This is a genomic window from [Mycobacterium] fortunisiensis (assembly GCF_019050325.1).
Taxonomy (GTDB): Bacteria; Actinomycetota; Actinomycetes; order Mycobacteriales; family Mycobacteriaceae; genus Mycobacterium; species Mycobacterium fortunisiensis.
Genome location: NZ_VOMB01000020.1, coordinates 466,978 through 490,302, shown reverse-complemented (window position 1 = coordinate 490,302; position 23,325 = coordinate 466,978). Strand labels below are relative to the sequence as shown.

Here is a 23,325-nt window from a genome sequence, read left to right as displayed (position 1 = left end):
ATAAGGTATTTGAAGAGAATCGAGGCGGATTCTCGCGCCCGGTACCGGTTGTGGCGACCACCTTGCTGGCAGGGAATCATGGGCGACAGCGCTTGAGCGTCAACATGTTTGGTCATACGTCAGGTTTCGGACAGTGCCGGCCGGATAGCGAACATATTCGCGCCGCCTGAGCCGAGGTGACACTCGTCAATGGCATCTACCAGCGCTTTTCGGGGCTCCCGACTGCATGGCAGTGTTTGCTGGACTTGCATCAAGTGGGCCAGTTCACAAAAAGGCCGTGATCTGCCTCACGTTCTGTTTGTATCTATCACGAAACGGTAACGGCGTCGGTCGGGTCTGTGACCTGCGGAAACGACCCGTTCAGCGCGCCGTTATCTGGCCGTGATCTTTCCGCTATCGCTTCTACATCGAGATGACTTCTCCCTGAGACCTTTGTACGGTCCAAAGCGTCTCCGTCACGGAGCAAATAATTTCAACACCAAGAACCTGCGTGTGAGTGGGGCCGCGGTGGCGATTTACGCCCGACGCGGGGGCCTGGGTCTGATCCCGGGCCGGGCACTGTGGCCCTCCCTTTCGTGCCTGACCGAGACGGCATGAACCAACCCTTCCGGCCTGGATTCAGGCTGCGTACCCGCATGAGCGGGCGTGGGTGGCGCGCGCTTGGCGAGAGGAATGAAGTGAAGAACATCCGCAAGACGTTTGGGCTGGGCATCATTGCTGGAGCGCTGGCTGTGGCTCCGGTGGCACTCGGTGCCGGTACCGCCAATGCGGACAGCGTCAACTGGGATGCCGTGGCGGCCTGCGAGTCGGGCGGCAACTGGGCGATCAACACCGGTAACGGCTACTACGGCGGCCTGCAGTTCACCATGAGCACCTGGCGCGCCAACGGCGGCTCGGGTTCGCCGCACAACGCCTCGCGCGCGGAGCAGATCCGCGTCGCCGAGAACGTGCTGCGTTCGCAGGGCATCGGCGCCTGGCCGGTCTGCGGCCGACGCGGCTAGTACCGCGGAGCCAGCCGAAAACATTTGGGAGCGGTGCCGGGCAATGCCCGGCACCGCTTCTGTTTCCTCAGCAGGCCCTTCGGTTACTCCAGTCCCCACATCCCCGGAAAAAACTTCAGCCCCGGCTGTAACGCGTGACGTTGGTCACACGAACCCATTAGTGACCGCACAGTTGCACGAACGTGACCGGCATATGCAGCGGTCCTGGTGTCAAAGGTCGGGGAAGGGCCGCGATGATGACCATTCGAAAGGCGTTGAACAGGGCTTTCTGGCTTGCTGCAGCTTCGGCGGGCCTCATCCTGACGCCCGTGTCGGGGATGACGGCGACCGCCGGGGCGGACACGGTGAACTGGGATGCCATCGCCGAGTGTGAGTCCGGGGGCAACTGGTCCACCAACACCGGCAACGGTGCCTATGGCGGCCTGCAGTTCAAGCCGGCCACCTGGGCCGCGCACGGCGGTGTCGGATCGCCGGCCACCGCGTCGCGCGAGGAGCAGATCAGGGTCGCCGAGAACGTCCTGGCGACCCAGGGGATCGGGGCGTGGCCGACGTGCGGTGCCCGCGGCGGGATGCCGGCCGGCTGGGCGGCCCCCAGTGCGCCGACCGGCTGCCAGGCCGTGCGCTCCGGGGCTGTGTTGGGAATCTTCGACCTGCGTCGGATCTGCACGACATTCCTGGACCCGCTGGCCGCGTTCGGCGTGCCGCACTGACCTCAGCGGCCCGGTGTGAATGCGGTGCGGGCGGCGATCGAGGCCAGATGCCGGGTCAACACGTACTCGGGCACCAGGACCGAGGCGCGGGTGGCCGCAGCGCCGAGGACCGCCGGGCGCAGGTTGACCACCCGGCCGATCAACTGTGATTCCCGCACGATCCGCATGACCCGGCGGCGCCGCGCGGCCGCGAACCGGGCGAAGGCGGTCGGCAGATCCGGGGCCCGTTCGGCGAGGCCGGCCAGGATCGCCGCGTCCTCCAATCCCTGGCAGCCACCCTGACCCAGGTGCGGACGCATCGGATGGGCGGCATCTCCGGCCAGGACCACCGGGCCGCGAGCCCAGCAGCGGGCCGGTACGCGGTCGTAGAGATCGTTGCGCAGGATCTGCTCAGGGGCCGTTGTGGCCAGCAGCGTCGGGACCGGCTCCGCCCAGTCGGCGAAGTGCCGCTTCAAGTACGCCAGTTCCCCGTCGGGCGCGGTCTGCCCGCGCGGTGCCCGCTGTGAAGCGAACCAGTACGTGTGATGAGCCCCGAGTGGCACATGGCCGACCTGGATCCCCGCGGCGATCGTCTCGCCCGAGAGTTCGGGGTCGATCACACAGTGCGCCACGCCGCGCCAGGCCGCGTACCCGGCGTAACGGCGGTTCAGCGGGCCGTTGAGGTGACGTGCCACCACCGAATCCACGCCGTCGGCGCCGACCACCGCGGCGGGCTGTCGCACAGACCCATCCGACAACCGCACCCGCACACCGCCGCCGTCGCCGTCGCCGTCGAGCGCCTGCACCCCGACCCCGTAGGCGACGGTTCCCGGGCGCAGGGCCGCGCCGAGGATGTCGGTCAATGCCGTCCGATGGATCACCACCAGCGGCTCGCCGAGCGCCCGGACCATCCGGTCGGCCGCCGGGCGCCGTAACCAGGTGCCGTCGTGCCAGCGCAGCGCCCCCGCGGTGACCCGGCCGCCGGCCGCGCGCACCCGATCGCCGAGGCCGATCTCGTCGAGCGCCGCCAGGGCATTGGGCCAGATGCTGATGCCGGCGCCGGTGGTGGTGTCCGTGCGGGTCTCGACGACGGTGACGTCGAAACCCCGCTGCTGCAAAGCGACCGCCGTGGCCAGGCCGGTGATGCCCGCACCGACGACGAGGATGGGCGCTGCCATCGCTCGAATGTATCGGTCGCCGTTACGGTGAGGAGCCATGACGTTGTTTGACGACCTCGACGACTACCTCGCGCTGCCCAGGGTGTCGGGCCTTGCGGTGTCACCAGACGGCTCGCGACTGGTGGCCACGGTGAGCACCCTCAACGAGAAGCGTACCGAATTCGTCAGTGCCATCTGGGAATTGGATCCAGCCGGTGTCCGGCCCGCGCGTCGGCTGACCCATGGTGTCAAGGGTGAATCGGCACCGACGTTCACCGCCGCGGGCGATCTGCTGTTCATCGCGGTACGGCCCGGCGATGCCGAGGACAAGCCGCCGGCGGCGCTGTGGCGGTTGCCCGCCTCCGGCGGCGAGGCCGTCGAGATGCTGGGCATGCCCGGCGGTGTCACCGGGGCGGTCTCGGCCCGGGCAGCCGACGCCACGGTGGTGGCCGCGCCGCTGCTGCCGTCGTCGAGCGGAATCGACGACGACAAGGCCCGGCGTGATGCGCGCAAGGACAACGCGGTGTCGGCGATCCTGCACACCGGCTATCCGATCCGGCACTGGGACCACGACTTGGGTCCGGATCAGCCGCATCTCGTGGACGCCGACGGCAGGCGAGATCTGACCCCGGGGCCGGGGCCGGCGCTGCAGGAGGCGGTGTTCGACGTCAGCGCCGACGGGGAACTCGTGGTGACGTCGTGGCGGATTCCGGGCCCGGGCGCGGAAACGAGGTCGGCCCTCGTGCGCATCGACCGGGCCACGGGTGAGCGCACCACCCTCGTCGACGAACCCGGCACAGACCTGGATCACCCGGCGATCGCACCCGACGGCAGTGCCGTGGCCTTCACCCGGGAAACCCATTCCAGCCCCACGTCTCCGCCGCGGATCACGTTGTGCTGCATGCGATTCGGTGCCGATCCGGTGGAGCTGGCCAGGGAGTGGGACCGCTGGCCGTCCTCGGTGGCCTGGTCGGCGGATTCGTCGGCGCTGATTGTCACCGCCGACGATGGTGGACGTGGACCGGTCTTCTCCGTCGATCCGGTCTCCGGTGCGGTCACCCGATTGACCCACGACGACTTCACCTACACCGACGTGCGGCCCGCCCCCGGTGGGCTGATCTATGCCCTGCGCAGTTCCTATGCCACACCGCCGCATCCGGTGCGCATCGATCCGGACGGCGCCGTCACCGAACTGCCGTGCGTCGATACCCCCGAACTGCCCGGCACATTGACCGAGGTGACCGCGACGGCCGCCGACGGCACCCCGATCCGGTCCTGGCTCACCCTGCCGGCGGGGGATCAGCCGGCACCGTTGGTGCTGTGGATTCACGGCGGACCGTTGGGCAGCTGGAACAGCTGGCACTGGCGGTGGAACCCGTGGCTGCTCACCGCGCACGGTTACGCCGTGCTGATGCCGGACCCGGGACTGTCCACCGGTTACGGGCAGGACTTCATCGCCCGCGGCTGGGGTGCCTGGGGCGGGCAGCCCTACACCGACCTGATGGCCGCCACCGATGCTGCGTGTGCCCATCCCCGCATTGACGCGTCGCGGACCGCGGCCATGGGCGGATCGTTCGGCGGGTACATGGCCAACTGGATCGCCGGGCACACCGATCGGTTCGACGCCATCGTCACCCACGCCAGCCTGTGGGCGCTGGACCAGTTCGGGCCCACCACCGACGGCGCCTACTACTGGGCTCGTGAAATGACCGAACAGATGGCCCAACACAATTCGCCGCACCGATCCGTCGCCGAGATCAGCACCCCGATGCTGGTGATCCACGGTGACAAGGACTATCGGGTGCCGATCGGCGAGGCGTTGCGGCTGTGGTACGAGCTGCTCACCTCCTCGGGACTGCCCGCCGACGAGCACGGCGAGAGCCCGCACCGGTTCCTGTACTACCCGAGCGAGAACCACTGGGTGCTGGCCCCGCAGCACGCCAAGATCTGGTACCAGGTGGTGACCGCGTTCCTGGGCGAGCACCTCGGTGGTGAACCGGCGCGGTGGCCCGAGTTGCTCGGGTAGCGTCGGGATGGTGACGCAGCGTGAGTTTGATCTGGTGCTGTACGGCGCCACCGGATTCGTCGGCAAATTGACCGCGGAATACCTGGCCCGGGCCGCGGGGCCGGCCCGCATCGCCCTGGCCGGGCGGTCCGAGGACCGACTGCGTGCGATCCGCGACGGACTCGGCCCCTCCGCGCAGTCGTGGCCGCTGATCACCGCCGACGCCACCGCCCCGGCCTCCCTCGGTGCGATGGCCGCACGCACCCAGGTGGTGGTGACCACGGTGGGCCCCTACGCGCGGTACGGCCTGCCACTGGTGGCGGCCTGCGCGGCCGCGGGTACCGACTATGCCGACCTGACCGGTGAGACGACGTTCATCCGGGACAGCATCGACCTGCATCACAAGCAGGCGATCGACACCGGGGCGCGGATCGTGCACTCGTGCGGATTCGATTCGGTCCCATCCGATCTCACGGTGTACGCGCTGTACAAGCGGGCTGCCACGGACGGCGCCGGCGAGCTCGGCGACACGAACCTGGTGGTGCGCACCTTCGCCGGCGGCGTATCGGGCGGGACCGTGGCCTCGATGCTGGAACTGCTCAAGACGCTGTCTTCGGATCCGGAGGCCAGGGCGCTGATGAACGATCCCTACACCCTGAGCCCGGACCGCGCAGCCGAACCCGAACTCGGTGCCCAGCCCGACGTGCGGTGGCGCCGCGGCGGCGAGATCGCCCCCGAGCTGGCCGGGTACTGGACCGGGGCTTTCGCCATGGCGGCGCCCAACACCCGAATCGTCCGTCGCAGCAACGCATTACTGGACTACGCGTACGGACGCCGCTTCGAGTACGCCGAGCAGATGAGCGTGGGCCGCTCGCCGGCGGCACCGTTGGCCGCCGCCGTGGTCACCGGGTCCAACGCCTTCACCCTCGGCGTGGGCGGCCGCTACTTCAACCGGCTACCCGCCGGGCTCGTGGAGCGGTTGGCGCCGAAACCGGGCACCGGGCCCAGTGAACGCACCCGCGAGCGCGGGCACTACCGCATCGAGACCTACACCACGACCACGTCGGGTGCCCGCTATGTGACAAGCATGGCCCAGCAAGGGGATCCCGGATACAAGGCGACGGCAGTCCTGCTCGGTGAATGCGGGCTGGCGCTGGCCACCGACCGCGACGCGCTGTCGGAGTTGCGTGGCGTGCTGACGCCGGTGGCCGCGATGGGAGACGCACTGCTCACCCGGCTGCCGGCCGCCGGGGTGGCGCTGGACACCACCGCGCTGACCTGAATCAGGCGCGCGGTGAATTGATCCGCCTGCGTCGAACACCTGTGGGACAAGATCACATTCGACTACTGTCGAGCTTGAGCACTTCCAGTACGCCAGCAACGAAGGTGGGATGAAAAATGGCCGGTCTCGACGATCTGTTCGCGCAGATCCCGGTGGCGGATATCGCCAACAAGCTCGGCGCCGACGAAGGTGAGGTGAGCGCCGCGATCAAGACGCTGGTGCCCGCGCTCGTCGGTGGTGTGGCAGAGAACGTACAGGCCGACGGCATCGACTCGAGCGATCTCGAGTCGGCGGTCACCGCGCAAGGCGCCAGCGGCCTGCTCGACGGCGGCGTGAGCGTCGACCAGGTCGATGCGAACGAAGGCAACCAGTTCGTCGCCAAGATCTTCGGCGGCAACGACAGCGACCAGGTGGCCTCGGCGCTGGCCGGTACCGGTGCGGCCGGCAGTGGGCTGATGAAGCAGTTGCTGCCGATCCTGGCGCCGATCGTGCTGGCCTACATCGGCAAGCAGTTCGCCCAGAAGAACGCGCCGGCGCAGTCGGCGCCGCAGCCTCAGGCATCGGGCGGCGGGCTCGGCGACGTGCTGGGCAGCATCCTGGGTGGGGCCACCGGCGGCGGCTCCAACAACCCGCTGGGCAGCATTCTCGGCAGCGTGCTCGGCGGCGGTGGCGGCCAGGGCAACGCCATCGGTGAGATCCTCGGCGGCCTGCTCGGCGGCAAGAAGTAGACCCGCCCACACCAGCTCGAAAGCCTCCGATGCCCAGCGAACGCTCCGGGCATCGGGGGCTTTCGCGTATTCGGGCACGTCCTTCTTAGAATGGCTCGGTGACCCCCACCCCTGAGAACCGTGCCGATGCCCTTCCCAAAACCTGGGACCCGGCTGCGGTAGAAGCCGACCTGTACCAGGGCTGGGTGGACGCCGGATACTTCACCGCCGATCCGGCCAGCGACAAACCGCCATATTCGATCGTGCTGCCGCCGCCGAACGTGACCGGCAGCCTGCACATGGGCCACGCGCTCGACCACACCCTGATGGACGCGCTCACCCGGCGCAAGCGCATGCAGGGATATGAAGTGCTGTGGCTGCCCGGCATGGACCACGCCGGCATCGCCACCCAGACCGTGGTGGAAAAGCAGCTGGCCGCTGAGGGGCTGAGCCGGCAAGGCATGGGCCGCGAGCTGTTCGTCGAAAAGGTCTGGGACTGGAAGCGCGAGTCCGGCGGCACCATCGGCGCGCAGATGCGCCGGCTCGGGGACGGCGTGGACTGGAGCCGCGACCGCTTCACCATGGACGAAGGCCTGTCGCGGGCCGTGCGCACCATCTTCAAGCGGCTCTTCGACGCCGGCCTGATCTATCAGGCCGAGCGGCTGGTCAACTGGTCACCGGTGCTGGAGACCGCGATCAGCGATCTCGAGGTCAAGTACGAAGACGTCGAGGGCGAGCTGGTCTCGTTCCGCTACGGCTCACTTGACGACACACAGCCTCATATCGTGGTGGCGACCACCCGAGTCGAGACCATGCTCGGTGACACCGCCATCGCGGTGCACCCCGACGACGAGCGTTACCGCCACCTGGTGGGGACCACGCTGCCGCACCCGTTCGTCGAGCACGGCATGGTGATCGTGGCCGACACCCACGTCGACCCCGAATTCGGCACCGGCGCAGTCAAAGTCACCCCCGCGCACGATCCGAACGACTTCGAGATCGGGCTGCGTCACCAGCTGCCGATGCCGACGATCATGGACGCCAAGGGCCGGATCGCCGACACCGGAACACAATTCGACGGCATGGACCGGTTCGAGGCCCGGGTCAAGGTCCGCGAGGCACTGGCCGAACAGGGCCGGATCGTCGAAGAGAAGCGGCCATACCTGCACAGCGTCGGGCACTCCGAGCGCAGCGGCGAGCCCATCGAACCCCGGCTGAGCCTGCAGTGGTGGGTCAAGGTGGACGGCCTGGCCAAGGCCGCCGGTGATGCGGTGCGCAACGGCGACACCGTGATTCACCCGCCGAGCCTGGAGTCGCGCTGGTTCGCCTGGGTGGACAACATGCACGACTGGTGCATCTCCCGGCAGCTGTGGTGGGGCCACCGGATCCCGATCTGGCACGGGCCCAACGGCGAGACGGTGTGCGTCGGCCCCGACGAGACTCCGCCGGCCGGCTGGGAGCAGGACCCCGACGTGCTCGACACCTGGTTCTCCTCGGCATTGTGGCCGTTCTCCACGATGGGCTGGCCTGAGCACACCCCGGATCTGGCCAAGTTCTATCCGACGTCGGTGCTGGTCACCGGCTACGACATCCTGTTCTTCTGGGTGGCCCGGATGATGATGTTCGGCACCTTCGTCGGCGATGATCCGGCGATCACGTTCGACGGTGCCCGGGATCCCCAGGTTCCCTTCGAGAACGTCTTCCTGCACGGGCTGATCCGCGACGAGTTCGGCCGCAAGATGAGCAAGTCGCGCGGCAACGGCATCGATCCGTTGGACTGGGTGGAGAAGTTCGGCGCCGACGCCCTGCGGTTCACCCTGGCCCGCGGCGCCAGCCCCGGCGGTGACCTGTCCATCGGAGAGGACCACGCCAGGGCCTCGCGCAACTTCGCCACCAAGCTGTTCAACGCCACCCGCTTCGCCTTGATGAACGGGGCGGCTCCCGCCGAACTGCCCGCGGTCGCCGACCTGACCGACGCCGACCGCTGGATCCTCGGACGTCTCGAAGAGGTTCGGGCCGAGGTGGATGCGGCCCTGGACGGCTACGAGTTCAGCCGGGCCTGCGAAGCGCTGTACCACTTCGCGTGGGACGAATTCTGCGACTGGTACGTGGAACTGGCCAAGGTGCAGCTGGGTGACGGGGTGGCTCACACCACTGGGGTGCTGGCCTTCGTGCTCGACGCGCTGCTCAAGTTGCTGCACCCGGTCATGCCGTTCGTCACCGAGACACTGTGGAAGACGCTCACCGATGGCGAGTCGATCGTCATCGCGCCGTGGCCCGAAGCCTCCGGTATCGCGCTGGATCCGGTTGCCGCACAACACATTGCCGATATGCAGAAGCTGATCACCGAGGTGCGCCGGTTCCGCAGCGACCAGGGTCTGGCCGACCGGCAGCGGGTTCCGGCCCGGCTCTCGGCGATCACCGAGGCCGGGTTGACCGAGCAGCTGCCCGCGGTCACCGCGCTGGCGTGGCTCACCGATGCCGGTGACGGGTTCAGCCCGTCGGCCTCGGTCGAGGTGCGGCTGTCGCAGGCCACGGTGCTCGTCGAGGTGGACACCTCAGGCACCGTGGATGTGGCCGCCGAGCGGCGCCGGCTGGAGAAGGATCTGGCCGCCGCGCAGAAGGAACTCGCCACCACCACGGCCAAGCTCGGCAATGAGGCCTTCCTGGCCAAGGCGCCCGAGAACGTCGTCGACAAGATCCGCGGCCGTCAGAATTTGGCCAATGAAGAGGTCGAGCGGATCGCCGCGCGGTTGGCGGGGCTGCCGCAATGACCGATCCGGTCGCTGCCCCCGTTCCAACCCCAGACGAGATCGCAGCCTTGCTGCAGGTCGAGCATCTGCTCGATCAGCGCTGGCCCGAGACCAAGCTGGATCCCAGCACGGCGCGCATCGCCGCGCTGCTCGAGCTGCTGGGATCGCCGCAGCGGGCCTACCCGACGATCCACGTCGCCGGGACCAACGGCAAGACCTCGGTGGCGCGCATCGTCGACGCGTTGCTGACCGCGCTGCACCGGCGTACCGGGCGGACCACGAGTCCGCATCTGCAGTCCGCGGTGGAGCGCATCTCGATCGACGGAAAGCCCATCGCCCCGGCACAGTACGTCGAGACGTATCGCGAGATCGAGCCGTTCGTGCACTTGGTGGACCAGCAGTCCGAAGCTGCCGGAGGGCCGAAGATGAGCAAGTTCGAGGTGCTCACCGCGATGGCGTTCGCCGCGTTCGCCGACGCCCCCGTCGACGTCGCGGTGGTCGAGGTCGGGATGGGTGGGCGCTGGGACGCCACCAACGTCGTCAACGCCCCGGTCGCGGTCATCACCCCGATCGGCATCGATCACACCGACTACCTGGGTGACACCATCGCGGCGATCGCGGGGGAGAAGGCCGGCATCATCACGCGTCAGCCCGACGCCCTGGTGCCCACCGACACCGTGGCGGTGATCGGCCGGCAGGAGCCCGAGGCCATGGAGGTGCTACTGGCCGAGGCGGTGCGCGCGGATGCGGCCGTGGCCCGCGAGGACTCCGAGTTCGCGGTGCTGTCCCGGCAGGTCGCCATCGGTGGCCAGCTGCTGGAACTGCAGGGGCTGGGCGGGGTGTACTCCGACATCTTCCTGCCGCTGCACGGTGAACATCAGGCCCACAACGCCCTTCTCGCCCTGGCCGCGGTCGAGGCGTTCTTCGGCGCCGGCGCGGACCGACAGCTCGACGTCGAGGCGGTGCGGGCCGGTTTCGCCGCCGTGCACAGTCCCGGCCGGATGGAACGAATGCGCAGCGCACCAACGGTTTTCATCGACGCCGCACACAATCCGGCCGGCGCGTCGGCACTGGCGCAGACTTTGCAGCAGGAATTCGACTTCCGATTTCTGGTCGGGGTGGTCTCGGTGATGGGCGACAAGGACGCCGCCGGCATCCTGACCGCGCTGGAGCCGGTGTTCGATCAGATCGTGGTCACTGACAACGGTTCGCCGCGGGCGATGGATGTCGAGTCCCTGGCATTGCTGGCCGAGGAGCGCTTCGGTCCGGATCGGGTGCTCACCAGCACGACGCTGCCCGATGCCATCGAGACGGCCACCGCCCTGGTCGAGGAGGCCGGGGTCGACGAAGGCCTGTCCGGGGCCGGGATGGTGATCACCGGGTCTGTGGTGACAGCCGGGGCAGCCCGGACCCTGTTCGGACGGGACCCCCAGTGAGCGATCAGACCCCCGAAAATCAGCCGTCGAGTGGCCAACCGGACCCCTGGAAGAGCTTCCGGGGGGTGATGGCCGGGACACTGATCCTGGAAGCCATCGTCGTCCTGCTGGCCTTGCCGGTGGTCGGTGTCAGCGGCGCCGGTCTGACCTGGGTGTCGGGCGGATTCGTGATCGGTCTGGCCGTCGTGTTGGTCTTGATGGCGGGGCTGCAGGGCCGGCCGTGGGCCATCTGGGCGAATCTCGGGATCCAGCTGGTGGTGATGGCCGGAGCCGTCATCCATGGGGCGATCGGCTTCATCGGCGTGATCTTCGCGGTGGTCTGGCTGTTGATCGTCTACCTGCGGGCCGAGGTCAAGCGCCGGCAGGAGCGTGGTCTGCTGCCCGGACAGCAACCTCCCCCGGAATAGCTGAGGCGCAGTTCAGCGGCCGTTGTGGGGCCGCGATGGCGAGATCGGTGTTACTGACCGGTACGCTGCATGCCGTGACTGAGCAGACCCTTGTTTTGATCAAGCCCGACGGCGTCCGGCGCCACCTGGTCGGGGAGATCCTCGGCCGTATCGAGCGCAAGGGTCTGACCCTGGCCGCCCTCGAGCTGAAGAACGTCAGCGTCGAGCTGGCCAAGCAGCACTACGCCGAGCATGACGGCAAGCCGTTCTTCGACTCGCTGCTGGAGTTCATCACCTCCGGGCCGGTGGTGGCCGCCATCGTGGAGGGGCCGCGCGCCATCGCCGCCTTCCGTCAGATCGCCGGCGGCACCGACCCGGTGGAGAAGGCCGTGCCCGGCACCATCCGCGGTGACCTGGCGCTTGTCACCCAGGACAACCTCGTGCACGGGTCGGACTCGCCGGAGTCGGCGGCTCGCGAGATCGCCCTGTGGTTCCCTGGCGAAGCCTCGGCTCGATAGTCCTTCTTCGTCAGTCTGGTCAGTACCGCGTCAGTGATGTGGGATACTGGTTGCGGGTAGGCGGCCTCAACCGAGGTCGCACACCCGAATGAAGACTCAGACGAGCGCGACCACCGCAATCCGGTGTGGCGCCGACCGTCCAGCCATCATTCAGCCAGGCACCGGGTGGGTTCGGTAGCGAGCCGCCCGGAGCGAGACCACAACAAGCCCGGGGAAAGTGTTCCGGGCCAATAGCGGAAGCCCTCGCGTGGCCGCGTCGTTCGACGCGCCCGGGGGCTTGAGGAGAATTCGTGGCCGAAGATGCCCAGAATGACGACCTATCAACCCAGGCTCCACAGGAGGGACTCCCAGAGCGGCTGAGAGTCCACTCGTTGGCGCGGGTCTTGGGCACCACCAGCAGGCGGGTGCTCGACGCGCTCGCCGAGTTCGACGGACGGACGCGCAGCCCGCACTCCACGGTCGACAAGGCAGACGCCGAGCGGGTCCGCGACGCGCTGGCGCTGAACCCGACCGAACCGGCCGAACCCGCGGCACTGATCCCCGAGCAGGTCGAATCCGCCGAGCCCGTCGAGGTCGAGGCGGTCATCGTGACCGTGGCCGAGGGCCTCACCGCTCCCGGCCCGGAAACACCGGCGGCTGAAGCGCCGGAGGGCGAGTCCGAGCATGCGCCCGAGCCCGAATCCCAGTCCGCGGCCGAGGCCGTCCTCGTCGGCGATGAGCCCGAGTCCCGGTTGATTCTGGAGACGGCGAACATCCCCCCGGCCCGGGAACCTCATATTGAACGTGCCGACTACCTGCCCCTGTTCGTCGCACCGCAGCCGGTCAGTTTCGAGCCGGTCCGCATCGACGAGGGCGATCACGACGACGACGAAGACGACGCCGACACCGATTCGGACGCCGACTCGGAATCCGATGACGAGCAGGCCGACCGTCCGGCCGCCCGCCGCCGCCGCCGTGGCCGCCGTGGCCGTGGCCGGGGCCGGGGTGAGCAGTTGGACGACAATGCGCCAGAGTCCGGCCCGGACGGCGACTCCGAGGCCGCCGATGACCAAGGTGAGTCCGAGCCGGAGACCGATGACTCCGACGAGTCCGACGAGAGTGGCGACGAGGACACCGCGGGCGGCGACGGCACTACGCGTCGCCGGCGCCGCCGCCGTCGGCGCAAGTCCGGCTCGGGTGACAACGACGATGCCGGTTCGCCGGACGACCCACCGAATACCGTCGTGCACGAGCGCGCGCCCCGGTCCGAGCGGTCGGGTAAGAGCAGTGACGATTCGGAGATCCAGGGCATCAGCGGATCGACGCGCCTGGAGGCCAAGCGTCAACGCCGTCGCGATGGCCGTGACGCCGGTCGCCGCCGCCCGCCGATCCTGAGCGAAGCCGAATTCCTGGCCCGTCGCGAAGCCGTCGAACGCACCATGATCGTGCGCGACAAGGTGCGCACCGAGCCGCCACACGAAGGCGCCCGCTACACCCAGATCGCCGTGCTGGAAGACGGCGTCGTCGTCGAGCACTTCGTGACGTCAGCCGCCTCGGCCAGTTTGGTGGGCAACATCTACCTGGGCATCGTGCAGAACGTGCTGCCCTCGATGGAGGCGGCGTTCGTCGACATCGGCCGCGGCCGCAACGGTGTGCTCTACGCCGGTGAGGTGAACTGGGAGGCCGCCGGCCTCGGCGGGTCCAACCGCAAGATCGAGCAGGCCCTCAAGCCCGGCGACTACGTCGTCGTGCAGGTCAGCAAGGATCCGGTCGGGCACAAGGGGGCCCGGCTCACCACGCAGGTGTCGCTGGCCGGCCGCTACCTGGTCTATGTCCCTGGCGCGTCGTCGACCGGGATCAGCCGCAAGCTGCCCGACACCGAACGTCAGCGGCTCAAGGAAATTCTCAAAGAGGTCGTGCCTGCCGATGCCGGCGTGATCATCCGCACCGCGTCCGAAGGCGTCAAAGAAGAAGACATCCGCTCCGACGTGGAGCGGCTGCAGCAGCGCTGGACCGAGATCGAGGCCAAGGCCGCCGAGATCACCGCGAAGAAGGCCGGCGCTGCCGTCGCGCTGTACGAAGAACCCGATGTCCTGGTCAAGGTCATCCGCGACCTGTTCAACGAAGACTTCACGAGCCTGATCGTCTCCGGTGGCGAAGCCTGGGACACGATCAACTCCTACGTGAACACCGTGGCCCCCGACCTGGTGAGCCGGCTCACCAAGTACGAACCGGCCGGGGGAGCCGACGCGCCGGACGTGTTCGCCGTGCACCGCATCGACGAACAGTTGGCCAAGGCGCTGGACCGCAAGGTCTGGCTGCCCTCGGGCGGCACCCTGGTGATCGACCGGACCGAGGCGATGACCGTCGTCGACGTCAACACCGGCAAGTTCACCGGTGCCGGCGGCAATCTGGAACAGACCGTCACCCGCAACAACCTGGAGGCCGCCGAGGAGATCGTGCGGCAGCTGCGGTTGCGCGACATCGGCGGGATCGTCGTCATCGACTTCATCGACATGGTGCTCGAATCGAACCGCGACCTGGTGCTGCGCCGGCTGACCGAGGCGCTGGGCCGCGACCGCACCCGCCATCAGGTCTCCGAGGTGACCTCACTGGGCCTCGTGCAGCTGACCCGAAAGAAGCTGGGAACCGGTCTGGTCGAGGCGTTCTCGAGCACCTGCACGCATTGCGCGGGCCGCGGCATCGTGCTGCACGGCGACCCGGTCGACACCGCGTCCTCCAACGCCGGCCGCAAGAGCGAATCCGGTGGTGGTGGCCGTCGCAGCAAGCGGGGCAAGAAGGGCAACGCCCAGCCCGAGACCGCCCGCCCCGAAGAGGTGCCGGTGGTCAAGGTGCCCGACCACCCGGCCGGCGAGCACCCGATGTTCAAGGCGATGGCGGCGGCCAACGGTCGGCACCACGACGACGAGTCGCTCGACGAGGACGCCAAGGACCGCGAGAAACTCGACGCCGAGGGCACTGAGGACGAGACCGTCGCGAGTGCACCCGATGCGGACGCCGCCGAGCAGGTGGTGCGTGAAGCCGCCGAGGAAGACTTCGACGAGGACGACTCGGACGAAGAGGACTCGGACGAGGATGACTCCGACGAAGAGGAGATCGAACTCGACGACCTCGACGAGGACGACGATGATGACGATCTGGACGACCTCGACGCGGATGATTCCGACGAGGATGACTCGGGCGACGAGGACTCGGACGAGGATGACGACGACGCTGAAGAGGATGCCTATCAGCCGCCGGTCGTCGTCGAGGCCCCGCCCTCGCGTGGCCGTACCCGTCGACGCGCCGCAGCCCGGCCCGCGGGGCCGCCCGCCCACGAGTAGGGCGGCCATGCGTCTACCCTATGACCGGTGGAGACCGCGCCGATGCACGTTCTTTGGGTCGGTTTGACCCTCTACCCGCTGGTCAAGTACCCTTGACCAGTTGTCTCCAGAGCCTGTAGTCCAGGCCGGTGACGGCGGGGTATCCCGCCACCCAAGACCCGCGCACGCACCGACCGGTAGCGCGCGCCCGCAGAGAGCAGCAGAGCAGAGGACACGATGGCGACATACGCAATCGTCAAGACCGGTGGCAAGCAGTACAAGGTTGCCGCAGGTGACGTGGTGAAGGTTGAGAAGCTCGACGCCGAGCCCGGCGCGTCGGTGTCGCTGCCCGTGGCCCTCGTGGTCGACGGCGCCAAGGTCACCAGCAAGGCTGATGACCTGGCCAAGGTCGCCGTGACCGGCGAGGTGCTGGAGCACACCAAGGGTCCCAAGATCCGCATCCACAAGTTCAAGAACAAGACCGGCTACCACAAGCGGCAGGGGCACCGTCAGCAGCTGACCGTGCTCAAGGTCACCGGCATCAAGTAAGGGAGCGAACGACATGGCACACAAGAAGGGCGCTTCCAGCTCTCGTAACGGTCGTGAATCCGCAGCACAGCGGCTCGGCGTCAAGCGGTTCGGTGGTCAGGTCGTCAAGGCCGGCGAGATCCTCGTCCGCCAGCGCGGTACCCACTTCCACCCCGGCGTGAACGTCGGCCGTGGCGGCGACGACACGCTGTTCGCGTTGGCCCCCGGCGCCGTCGAGTTCGGCTCCAAGCGTGGCCGCAAGCACGTGAACATCGTTCCCGTGCCGCGCCCGGAGGCCTGAGACCAAGAGGATTCTCCGCGAATGTGAAGCAGCTGCGAGTTCTCGATAGGACTATCGCGATAGCTTCACATTCGACGGAGAGGATGTCCGATGCCCCGGTTTGTCGACCGCGTCGTCATTCACGCGAGCGCAGGCAACGGCGGCAATGGCTGCGCCTCGGTGCATCGCGAGAAGTTCAAACCGCTCGGCGGTCCTGACGGCGGCAACGGCGGACGCGGCGGCAGCATCGTGCTCGTCGTCGATCCGCAGGTGCACACCCTGCTGGACTTCCATTTCCACCCGCATGTGGTCGCCCCGTCCGGTAAGCAGGGGGCGGGCAGCAACCGTGACGGTGCGGCCGGCGACGATCTGATCGTGCGAGTTCCAGACGGCACTGTCGTGCTCGACGAGAACGGCAAGATGCTGGCCGACCTGGTCGGTGCCGGTACCCGATTCGAGGCCGCCGCCGGTGGCCGCGGCGGGCTCGGCAACGCCGCATTGGCCTCCCGGGCCCGCAAAGCCCCCGGTTTCGCCCTGCTCGGCGAAAAAGGGCAGACGCGTGATCTCACGCTCGAGCTCAAGACCGTTGCCGATGTCGGTCTGATCGGTTTCCCCTCGGCCGGCAAATCCTCTCTGGTGTCGACCATCTCGGCGGCCAAGCCCAAGATCGCCGACTATCCGTTCACCACCCTGGTGCCCAATCTGGGCGTGGTGTCGGCCGGTGACAACACCTTCACCGTCGCCGACGTTCCCGGCCTGATTCCCGGTGCTTCCGACGGCCGGGGCCTGGGCCTGGATTTCCTGCGGCACCTGGAGCGCTGCGCGGTGCTCGTGCATGTCGTGGACTGCGCCACTATGGAACCCGGGCGTGACCCGATCTCCGACATCGAGGCATTGGAAGCCGAACTCGCGGCGTACACGCCGACCCTGCAGGGTGATTCCACCCTGGGGGATCTGGCGTCGCGGCCACGTGCGGTGGTCCTCAACAAGATTGACGTGCCTGACGCCCGGGAGTTGGCCGACTTCGTGCGTGACGAGGTGGCCGAACGGTTCGGCTGGCCGGTGTACGAGATCTCGACGGTCAGCCGTGATGGCCTGCGCCCGTTGATCTTTGCGTTGTGGGAGATGGTCAAGGCCTACCGCGACGCGCAGCCGGCAGTGGTGCCCAGACGTCCCGTGATCCGGCCGATCGCCGTCGACGAGAGCGGCTTCACCGTGGAGACCGACGGCTACGGCGGATTCATCGTGCGCGGGACTCGTCCCGAGCGCTGGATCGCGCAGACCGACTTCGCCAACGACGAGGCCGTCGGGTACCTCGGTGACCGGTTGGCCCGGTTGGGTGTCGAGGACGAGTTGTTCCGGCTGGGCGCCAAACCCGGCTGCGCGGTGACCATCGGCGACATGACCTTCGACTGGGAGCCGCAGACCCCCGCCGGCATTGACGTTCCGCTGACCGGACGCGGCACCGATGTGCGCCTTGAGCAGACCGACCGGGTGGGCGCGGCCGAGCGTAAGGCGGCCCGGCGCGAACGGCGCCGGTCCGGGAGTGAGGACGCGTGAGCGTCCACCCCGACATATCCGTTCACCGCGAGGCCATTCGCACCGCCCGCAGTGTTGTCGTCAAGATCGGCACCACCGCACTCACCACGCCCTCGGGTGTATTCGACGCCGGCCGGCTGGCGGTCCTCGTGGAGGCCATCGAGGCCCGGATGCGGGCCGGCTCAGACGTGGTGATCGTGTCCTCGGGGGCCATCGCTGCTGGTATCGAGCCGCTCGGGTTGTCCAGGCGCCCAACTGACCTGGCGACCAAGCAGGCGGCCGCCAGCGTGGGGCAGGTGGCCCTGGTCAATGCCTGGAGTTCGGCGTTCGGGGTCTACAACCGCACCGTCGGACAGGTGCTGCTGACCGCCCACGACATCGCGATGCGGGTGCAACACAACAACGCCCAGCGCACCCTGGACCGGCTGCGCGCCCTGCACGCGGTGGCCATCGTCAACGAGAACGACACCGTGGCCACCAACGAGATCCGATTCGGCGACAACGACCGGCTTTCGGCGTTGGTGGCCCAGCTGGTCGGCGCCGACGCGTTGGTCCTGCTGTCCGACATCGACGGCCTGTACGACTCTGATCCGCGAAAAGGAAACGCGCGCTTCATCCCCGAGGTGGCCGCTCACGGTGACCTCGACGGGGTGGTGGCCGGCGGCGGCAGCCACCTCGGTACCGGGGGCATGGCCTCGAAGCTGTCCTCGGCCCTGCTGGCCGCCGATGCCGGCGTGCCGGTGTTGTTGGCCGCCGCCTCCGACGCCGCCGCCGCCCTCAGTGCTGCCTCCGTCGGTACCGTGTTCGCGCCACGGCCGGAGCGGATGTCGGCGCGCCGATTCTGGGTGCGTCACGCCGCGGAGTCGCACGGGGCGCTGACCCTGGACGACGGTGCGGTGCGGGCGGTGGTCAAACAACGACGCTCGTTGCTTCCAGCCGGGATCACCGAAGTCACCGGACATTTCCACGGTGGGGATGTGGTGGATCTGCGGGGGCTTGACGGGCAGACGGTGGCACGTGGCGTGGTGGCCTATGAGGCGTCGGAATTGGCCGCGATCATCGGCCGGTCCACCCCGGACCTGCCGGCTGAGCTGCGCCGGCCCGCGGTACACGCCGACGATCTCGTCGCGCTCTAGGGATTTGTGCACCTCTACCGGCGGTGGGCGCCGGTAGAGGTGCACAAATCACTGAGTTCGCCGGCCAACAGGGCCAGCATCTCCGAACACCCCGCCTCGACCTTGACGGTGGCCAGGTCGTCGCCGCGGGTCGGGCCGCGATTGACGATCGCCACCGGGATGCCGTGTGCGACCGCGTGCCGGACGAACCGATAGCCGGAGTACACGGTCAGTGAGGAACCCGCCACCAGCAGCGCCTCGGCGCCGGCGACCATCGAATAGGCTTGCTCGACACGGTCTTTGGGGACACTTTCGCCGAAGTAGACGATGTCGGGCTTGAGCATGCCCGCACACGCCGGACAGTCCACGACGACGAACGATTCGGTCTGGTGCACCACAGCGTCGGCATCGGGTGCCACCGCGATGCCACCGACCGATTCCGCGCGCTCCAAGAAGCCCGGATTGGCCGCCTCCAGCAGGTCGGCCAGGCCGGCACGGCTCATGGTCGCGCCGCACTCCAGGCAGACCACCTGCGCGTAGGTGCCGTGCAGGTTCACCACCGAGCGGCTACCGGCCTTGCTGTGCAGCAGATCCACGTTCTGGGTGATCAACCCGGTGACCACACCGGCGGCTTCCAGCGCGGCCAGCCCGCGGTGCCCGGCGTTGGGCAGCGTCTCGTCCATGTGCCGCCAGCCGACGTGATTACGGGCCCAGTAGCGCCGGCGGAACACTGGATCGGAGGTGAACTGCCGGATCGTCATGGGATTGCTCGGCGGGGAATCCGGGCCGCGGTAGTCGGGGATCCCGGAATCGGTGGACATCCCGGCGCCGGTCAGCACCGCGACACGGCGGCCTTGCAACAGGGCGACGAGTTCGGGGGCATCCACGGATCCCAGGGTAGATCGGTTCAGAGAAGCGTTTGCTTCCCGTGACAGGGTGGCGGCATGCCTACGTCCCTGCCGCCCCCTGACCTGGCTGACCGTACCCGGCGCGCGGCCCAGGCCGCGCTGGAAGCCGGGCGTGCGCTGGGCTTGGCCGCCGAGAAGGCGACCGTGCTGCACGACGCGTTCTCGGTCGTCGCGCACCTCGAACCGACCCCGGTGGTGGCCCGCGTCCAGGTGGTGTTGCCGCCGGGGATGACCCGGCAGGACCAGGCTGAGCGGCAGCAGCGCGAATTGGACGTGGCGGCGTGGCTCGACAGTCAGGGAGTGCCCGTCGTGGCACCGGCACCACAGTTGCCCCGGTCGCCGGTACGCCGGGGCGGCTTCGGAATGACGTTCTGGGATTTGGCCGATGTCGCCGCGGACCACGAGCCGTACTCGGCCGTCCCGATGGCGCAGGCAGCGACGCTGCACGCAGCCCTGGCGCGGTATCCGCAGGAATTGGCGTTTCTCACCCCGTTCAACCGATCGCTCGGTGGGTTGATCGGTGCCTTGGACGACGCACCCGTGCTGCTGCCGAGCGATATTCGCCGTGCCCGTGGCGAATACGCGGTGCTGCGTTCCGCCCTGGCCGACCGCGCCGCGTTCCACTCGAGGTTCCCCGATGTGAGTGTGCAGACCATCCACGGAGATGGTCCGGCGCTCAACGTGATCCGGACCACCGATGGGGTGCGGTTCTCGGATTTCGAGGACGTCACCTGTGGGCCGGTGGAGTGGGATCTCGCACTGGCCGGGCCGGTGGAGTGGGATCTCGCACTGGCCGGGCCGGCGGCGGTCGCCGAATACGACGACGCGGCGCGAGAATTCGGCCTGCGGACCACGAATCCCGAAGTGCAGCGCCTTGTCGACGCTGCCGCGACGTTGATGATGGTCAGCTGTGTGTCGCTGATCCGGCAATTGCCGTTGCTCGGCGAGGGATTGATGCCAGTGGTGGAGTCATGGCGGGAGTCCACGCCGCTGACGTGACGGTCATCTGAGGCAGTGGGCGGCGGGTACCACCTCGGCACTCATGTTGCGCCGCATCATCTGCAGCGCCGCATCACCCAGGTCGGCGTCGATGTGGGCCACGGCGTCGGAGGGGATCACCACGTCGAAATGCCGGACGTAGGCATCCAGCGCGCTGTAGAGGATGCACTGCTCGGTGACCTGTCCGGCCAGGACCACCCGGCGGGTGCCCAACCGGCCCAGCAGGTAGTCCAGCGCGGTGGCGTAGAACACGCTGTGGCGCACCTTGGTCAGCAGGAGGCAGCCGTCGGCGGGCACGATCGGACGCACCAGGTCCGGGTGCGCCCCGGCCAGCGCCGCCGCGACGATGTCGCTGAACTGTGCGGTGAAATCACCGTAGTTGTCGTTGACGTAGATCAGGTCCACGTCGTCGCGGCGCCGCGCACTCTCGATCAGTCCGACCAGCGGATCGATGATCGTGGCCACGTTGGGCGCCAACTGTTCGGCATCCTCGTGCCGGTATTGATTGAGCATGTCCACAACCACCACGGCGGTATCACTCATGCGTCATTTGGTACCCGATGGCCCGATCTTGACACTTTTCGGGTGACAATGGCCCCGATGGACTTCTACAGCGCCTACCACCATGGTTTTGCGCGGGTTGCCGCCTGCACGCATCACACGGCACTGGCGGATCCGCCGGCGAACGCCGAATCGGTGTTGCGGCTGGCGCAGGCCTGTCACGACGACGGCGTGGCCGTCGCGGTGTTTCCCGAGTTGACGTTGTCGGGTTACTCGATCGACGACATCCTGCAGCAGGACGCGCTGCTGGAGTCGGTGGAGCAGGCCCTCATCGAGATCGTCGCCGCTTCGGTGGTGTTGACCCCGGTGCTGGTCGTCGGTGCACCGCTGCGGCACCGGCACCGGATCTACAACGCGGCGGTGGTGATCCACCGCGGCGCGGTGCTGGGCGTGGCGCCCAAGTCCTATCTGCCGACCTACCGGGAGTTCTACGAACGCCGGCAGATGGCCGCCGGTGACGACATGCGTGGCACCATCCGGGTGGCCGGCGCAGAGGTTCCGTTCGGCCCGGATCTGCTGTTCGTCGCCTCTGACCTGCCCGAGTTGGTGCTGCACGTCGAGATCTGCGAAGACATGTTCGTGCCGATCCCGCCGAGCGCGCAGGCCGCGTTGGCCGGGGCCACGGTGCTGGCCAACCTGTCGGGCAGCCCGATCACCGTGGGCCGTGCCGAGGACCGGTGTCTGCTGGCGCGTTCGGCTTCCTCACGGTGCCTGGCCGCCTACGTCTACGCCGCGGCCGGTGAGGGGGAGTCGACCACCGACCTGGCTTGGGACGGCCAGACAATGATCTGGGAGAACGGCGTGCTGCTCGCCGAGAGCGAGCGCTTCCCACGCGGTGAACGACGTGCGGTGGCCGATGTGGACTTGGAGTTGCTGCGCGCCGAACGGTTGCGGATGGGGACGTTCGACGACAACGCCCGCCATCACGGACAGATGGTGGATGCGTTCCGCCGCATCGAGTTCCAGCTCGATCCGCCCACCGGTGACATCGGGCTGCTGCGCGAGATCGAGCGGTTTCCTTTTGTGCCGTCGAATCCGGCACGGCTGCAACAGGATTGCTACGAGGCCTACAACATTCAGGTCTCCGGCCTGGAGCAGCGGTTGCGGGCCCTGAACTACCCGAAGGTGGTGATCGGGGTGTCGGGCGGTTTGGATTCCACCCATGCCCTGATTGTGGCGGCCCGGGCGATGGACCGGGAGAACCGGCCGCGCAGCGACATTCTCGCGTTCACCCTGCCCGGCTTCGCCACCGGTGACCGGACCAAGAACAACGCCATCCGGTTGAGCCGGGCGCTGGGCGTGACGTTCGAAGAGATCGACATCAAGAAGACCGCCGAGCTGATGCTCACCGAGATGGACCACCCGTTCGGTCGTGGTGAAAAGGTCTACGACGTCACCTTCGAGAACGTGCAGGCCGGACTGCGCACCGATTACCTGTTCCGGCTGGCCAACCAGCGCGGCGGTATCGTGCTCGGCACCGGCGACCTGTCGGAGTTGGCGCTGGGCTGGTCGACCTACGGGGTCGGCGACCAGATGTCGCACTACAACGTCAACGGCGGGGTGCCGAAAACCCTGATCCAGCATCTGATCCGGTGGGTGATCTCGTCGGCGGAGTTCGGGTCCGAGGTGAACGAGGTGCTGCAATCGGTGCTGGACACCGAGATCACCCCGGAGCTGGTGCCCACCGGTGAGGACGAGGAGATCCAGAGCAGCGAGGCCAAGGTCGGTCCCTATGTGCTGCAAGACTTCTCGCTGTTCCAGGTGCTGCGCTACGGGTTCCGGCCGTCGAAGGTGGCCTTCCTGGCCTGGCACGCCTGGCGCGACGCGGCCCTCGGTGACTGGCCGGCCGGCTTTCCGGAGGACAAGCGGCCGGCGTACTCGCTCAAGGAGATCCGGCACTGGCTGCAGGTCTTCGCGCAGCGGTTCTACTCGTTCGCACAGTTCAAGCGCTCGGCGTTGCCCAACGGTCCCAAGGTGTCGCACGGTGGCGCGCTGTCGCCCCGCGGGGACTGGCGGGCGCCGTCGGACATGTCGGCGCGGATCTGGCTCGACGAGATCGAACGGAACGTGCCCGAGCAGTAGCCGGGGCCGGCTCTCAGCGCAGTATCCGAGCCCAATCAAAATTGACTTTGAAAAAAATTGACAAGCTAACCTTCTGC

19 protein-coding genes are annotated in these 23,325 nt (G+C 68.1%); 16 read left to right on the top strand and 3 right to left on the bottom strand.

Annotation, left to right across the window (positions count from 1 at the left end; translation table 11 throughout):
* Nucleotides 1-677: 677 nt before the first annotated feature.
* Together FR943_RS26465 and FR943_RS18295 are read left to right on the top strand one after the other, a co-directional pair.
* A complete protein-coding gene (locus FR943_RS26465) occupies nucleotides 678-1,001 on the top strand; it encodes a transglycosylase family protein (RefSeq protein WP_308170592.1) in 324 nt (107 codons plus the stop codon).
* A gap of 233 nt (nucleotides 1,002-1,234) precedes the next feature.
* Complete coding sequence (locus FR943_RS18295) at nucleotides 1,235-1,711, top strand: transglycosylase family protein (RefSeq protein WP_217159635.1); 477 nt, start codon at nucleotides 1,235-1,237, stop codon at nucleotides 1,709-1,711.
* A 2-nt stretch (nucleotides 1,712-1,713) separates the two neighbouring features.
* On the opposite strand, the gene FR943_RS18290 is transcribed toward FR943_RS18295, so the two are convergent.
* Nucleotides 1,714-2,868 (bottom strand): FAD-dependent oxidoreductase, encoded by a 1,155-nt coding sequence (locus tag FR943_RS18290; protein ID WP_217159634.1) that lies wholly within the window; start codon nucleotides 2,866-2,868, stop codon nucleotides 1,714-1,716.
* A gap of 37 nt (nucleotides 2,869-2,905) precedes the next feature.
* On the opposite strand from FR943_RS18290, the gene FR943_RS18285 reads away from it, so the two are divergent.
* The 12 genes from FR943_RS18285 (at nucleotide 2,906) to proB (ending at nucleotide 18,719) form a co-directional block, all read left to right on the top strand.
* The gene (locus FR943_RS18285) at nucleotides 2,906-4,873 is read left to right on the top strand and encodes a S9 family peptidase (RefSeq protein ID WP_217159633.1); all 1,968 of its coding nucleotides are present in this window, start codon (nucleotides 2,906-2,908) and stop codon (nucleotides 4,871-4,873) included.
* A gap of 7 nt (nucleotides 4,874-4,880) precedes the next feature.
* On the top strand, nucleotides 4,881-6,134 hold the full coding sequence (locus FR943_RS18280; protein ID WP_217159632.1) for a saccharopine dehydrogenase family protein: 1,254 nt from the start codon (nucleotides 4,881-4,883) through the stop codon (nucleotides 6,132-6,134).
* Between the two features lie 116 nt (nucleotides 6,135-6,250).
* A complete protein-coding gene (locus FR943_RS18275; protein ID WP_217159631.1) occupies nucleotides 6,251-6,862 on the top strand; it encodes a DUF937 domain-containing protein in 612 nt (203 codons plus the stop codon).
* A gap of 98 nt (nucleotides 6,863-6,960) precedes the next feature.
* The gene (locus FR943_RS18270; protein ID WP_217159630.1) at nucleotides 6,961-9,615 is read left to right on the top strand and encodes a valine--tRNA ligase; all 2,655 of its coding nucleotides are present in this window, start codon (nucleotides 6,961-6,963) and stop codon (nucleotides 9,613-9,615) included.
* Entirely contained in the window at nucleotides 9,612-11,030 is a 1,419-nt protein-coding gene (gene folC / locus FR943_RS18265; RefSeq protein WP_217159629.1) for a bifunctional tetrahydrofolate synthase/dihydrofolate synthase, read from the top strand. The genes FR943_RS18270 and folC overlap by 4 nt, the downstream gene beginning before the upstream one ends.
* Nucleotides 11,027-11,437: a DUF4233 domain-containing protein gene (locus tag FR943_RS18260; protein WP_217159628.1), complete on the top strand. Its 411-nt coding sequence runs from the start codon at nucleotides 11,027-11,029 to the stop codon at nucleotides 11,435-11,437. The genes folC and FR943_RS18260 overlap by 4 nt, the downstream gene beginning before the upstream one ends.
* 74 nt (nucleotides 11,438-11,511) lie before the next feature.
* The gene (gene ndk / locus FR943_RS18255) at nucleotides 11,512-11,934 is read left to right on the top strand and encodes a nucleoside-diphosphate kinase (protein WP_217159627.1); all 423 of its coding nucleotides are present in this window, start codon (nucleotides 11,512-11,514) and stop codon (nucleotides 11,932-11,934) included.
* A 290-nt stretch (nucleotides 11,935-12,224) separates the two neighbouring features.
* The gene (gene rne / locus FR943_RS18250) at nucleotides 12,225-15,257 is read left to right on the top strand and encodes a ribonuclease E (protein ID WP_217159626.1); all 3,033 of its coding nucleotides are present in this window, start codon (nucleotides 12,225-12,227) and stop codon (nucleotides 15,255-15,257) included.
* A 216-nt stretch (nucleotides 15,258-15,473) separates the two neighbouring features.
* On the top strand, nucleotides 15,474-15,785 hold the full coding sequence (gene rplU / locus FR943_RS18245) for a 50S ribosomal protein L21 (RefSeq protein WP_029367319.1): 312 nt from the start codon (nucleotides 15,474-15,476) through the stop codon (nucleotides 15,783-15,785).
* 13 nt (nucleotides 15,786-15,798) lie between these two features.
* On the top strand, nucleotides 15,799-16,065 hold the full coding sequence (gene rpmA, locus FR943_RS18240; protein WP_067847176.1) for a 50S ribosomal protein L27: 267 nt from the start codon (nucleotides 15,799-15,801) through the stop codon (nucleotides 16,063-16,065).
* A gap of 90 nt (nucleotides 16,066-16,155) precedes the next feature.
* Nucleotides 16,156-17,604: a GTPase ObgE gene (gene obgE / locus FR943_RS18235; RefSeq protein ID WP_217159625.1), complete on the top strand. Its 1,449-nt coding sequence runs from the start codon at nucleotides 16,156-16,158 to the stop codon at nucleotides 17,602-17,604.
* Between the two features lie 14 nt (nucleotides 17,605-17,618).
* Entirely contained in the window at nucleotides 17,619-18,719 is a 1,101-nt protein-coding gene (proB, locus tag FR943_RS18230; protein WP_217159725.1) for a glutamate 5-kinase, read from the top strand.
* Between the two features lie 14 nt (nucleotides 18,720-18,733).
* Here the strand turns inward: proB and FR943_RS18225 are convergent, their stop codons facing one another.
* Entirely contained in the window at nucleotides 18,734-19,585 is an 852-nt protein-coding gene (locus FR943_RS18225) for an NAD-dependent protein deacetylase (RefSeq protein ID WP_217159624.1), read from the bottom strand.
* A gap of 57 nt (nucleotides 19,586-19,642) precedes the next feature.
* On the opposite strand from FR943_RS18225, the gene FR943_RS18220 reads away from it, so the two are divergent.
* A complete protein-coding gene (locus FR943_RS18220) occupies nucleotides 19,643-20,605 on the top strand; it encodes a phosphotransferase (RefSeq protein ID WP_246585083.1) in 963 nt (320 codons plus the stop codon).
* Between the two features lie 3 nt (nucleotides 20,606-20,608).
* Here FR943_RS18220 and FR943_RS18215 read toward each other — a convergent pair whose 3' ends face one another.
* Nucleotides 20,609-21,148: a cysteine hydrolase family protein gene (locus FR943_RS18215; protein WP_217159623.1), complete on the bottom strand. Its 540-nt coding sequence runs from the start codon at nucleotides 21,146-21,148 to the stop codon at nucleotides 20,609-20,611.
* Between the two features lie 57 nt (nucleotides 21,149-21,205).
* On the opposite strand from FR943_RS18215, the gene FR943_RS18210 reads away from it, so the two are divergent.
* Nucleotides 21,206-23,248, top strand: a complete 2,043-nt coding sequence (locus tag FR943_RS18210) for an NAD(+) synthase (RefSeq protein WP_217159622.1) — start codon at nucleotides 21,206-21,208, stop codon at nucleotides 23,246-23,248.
* The last annotated feature ends 77 nt before the right edge of the window (nucleotides 23,249-23,325 follow it).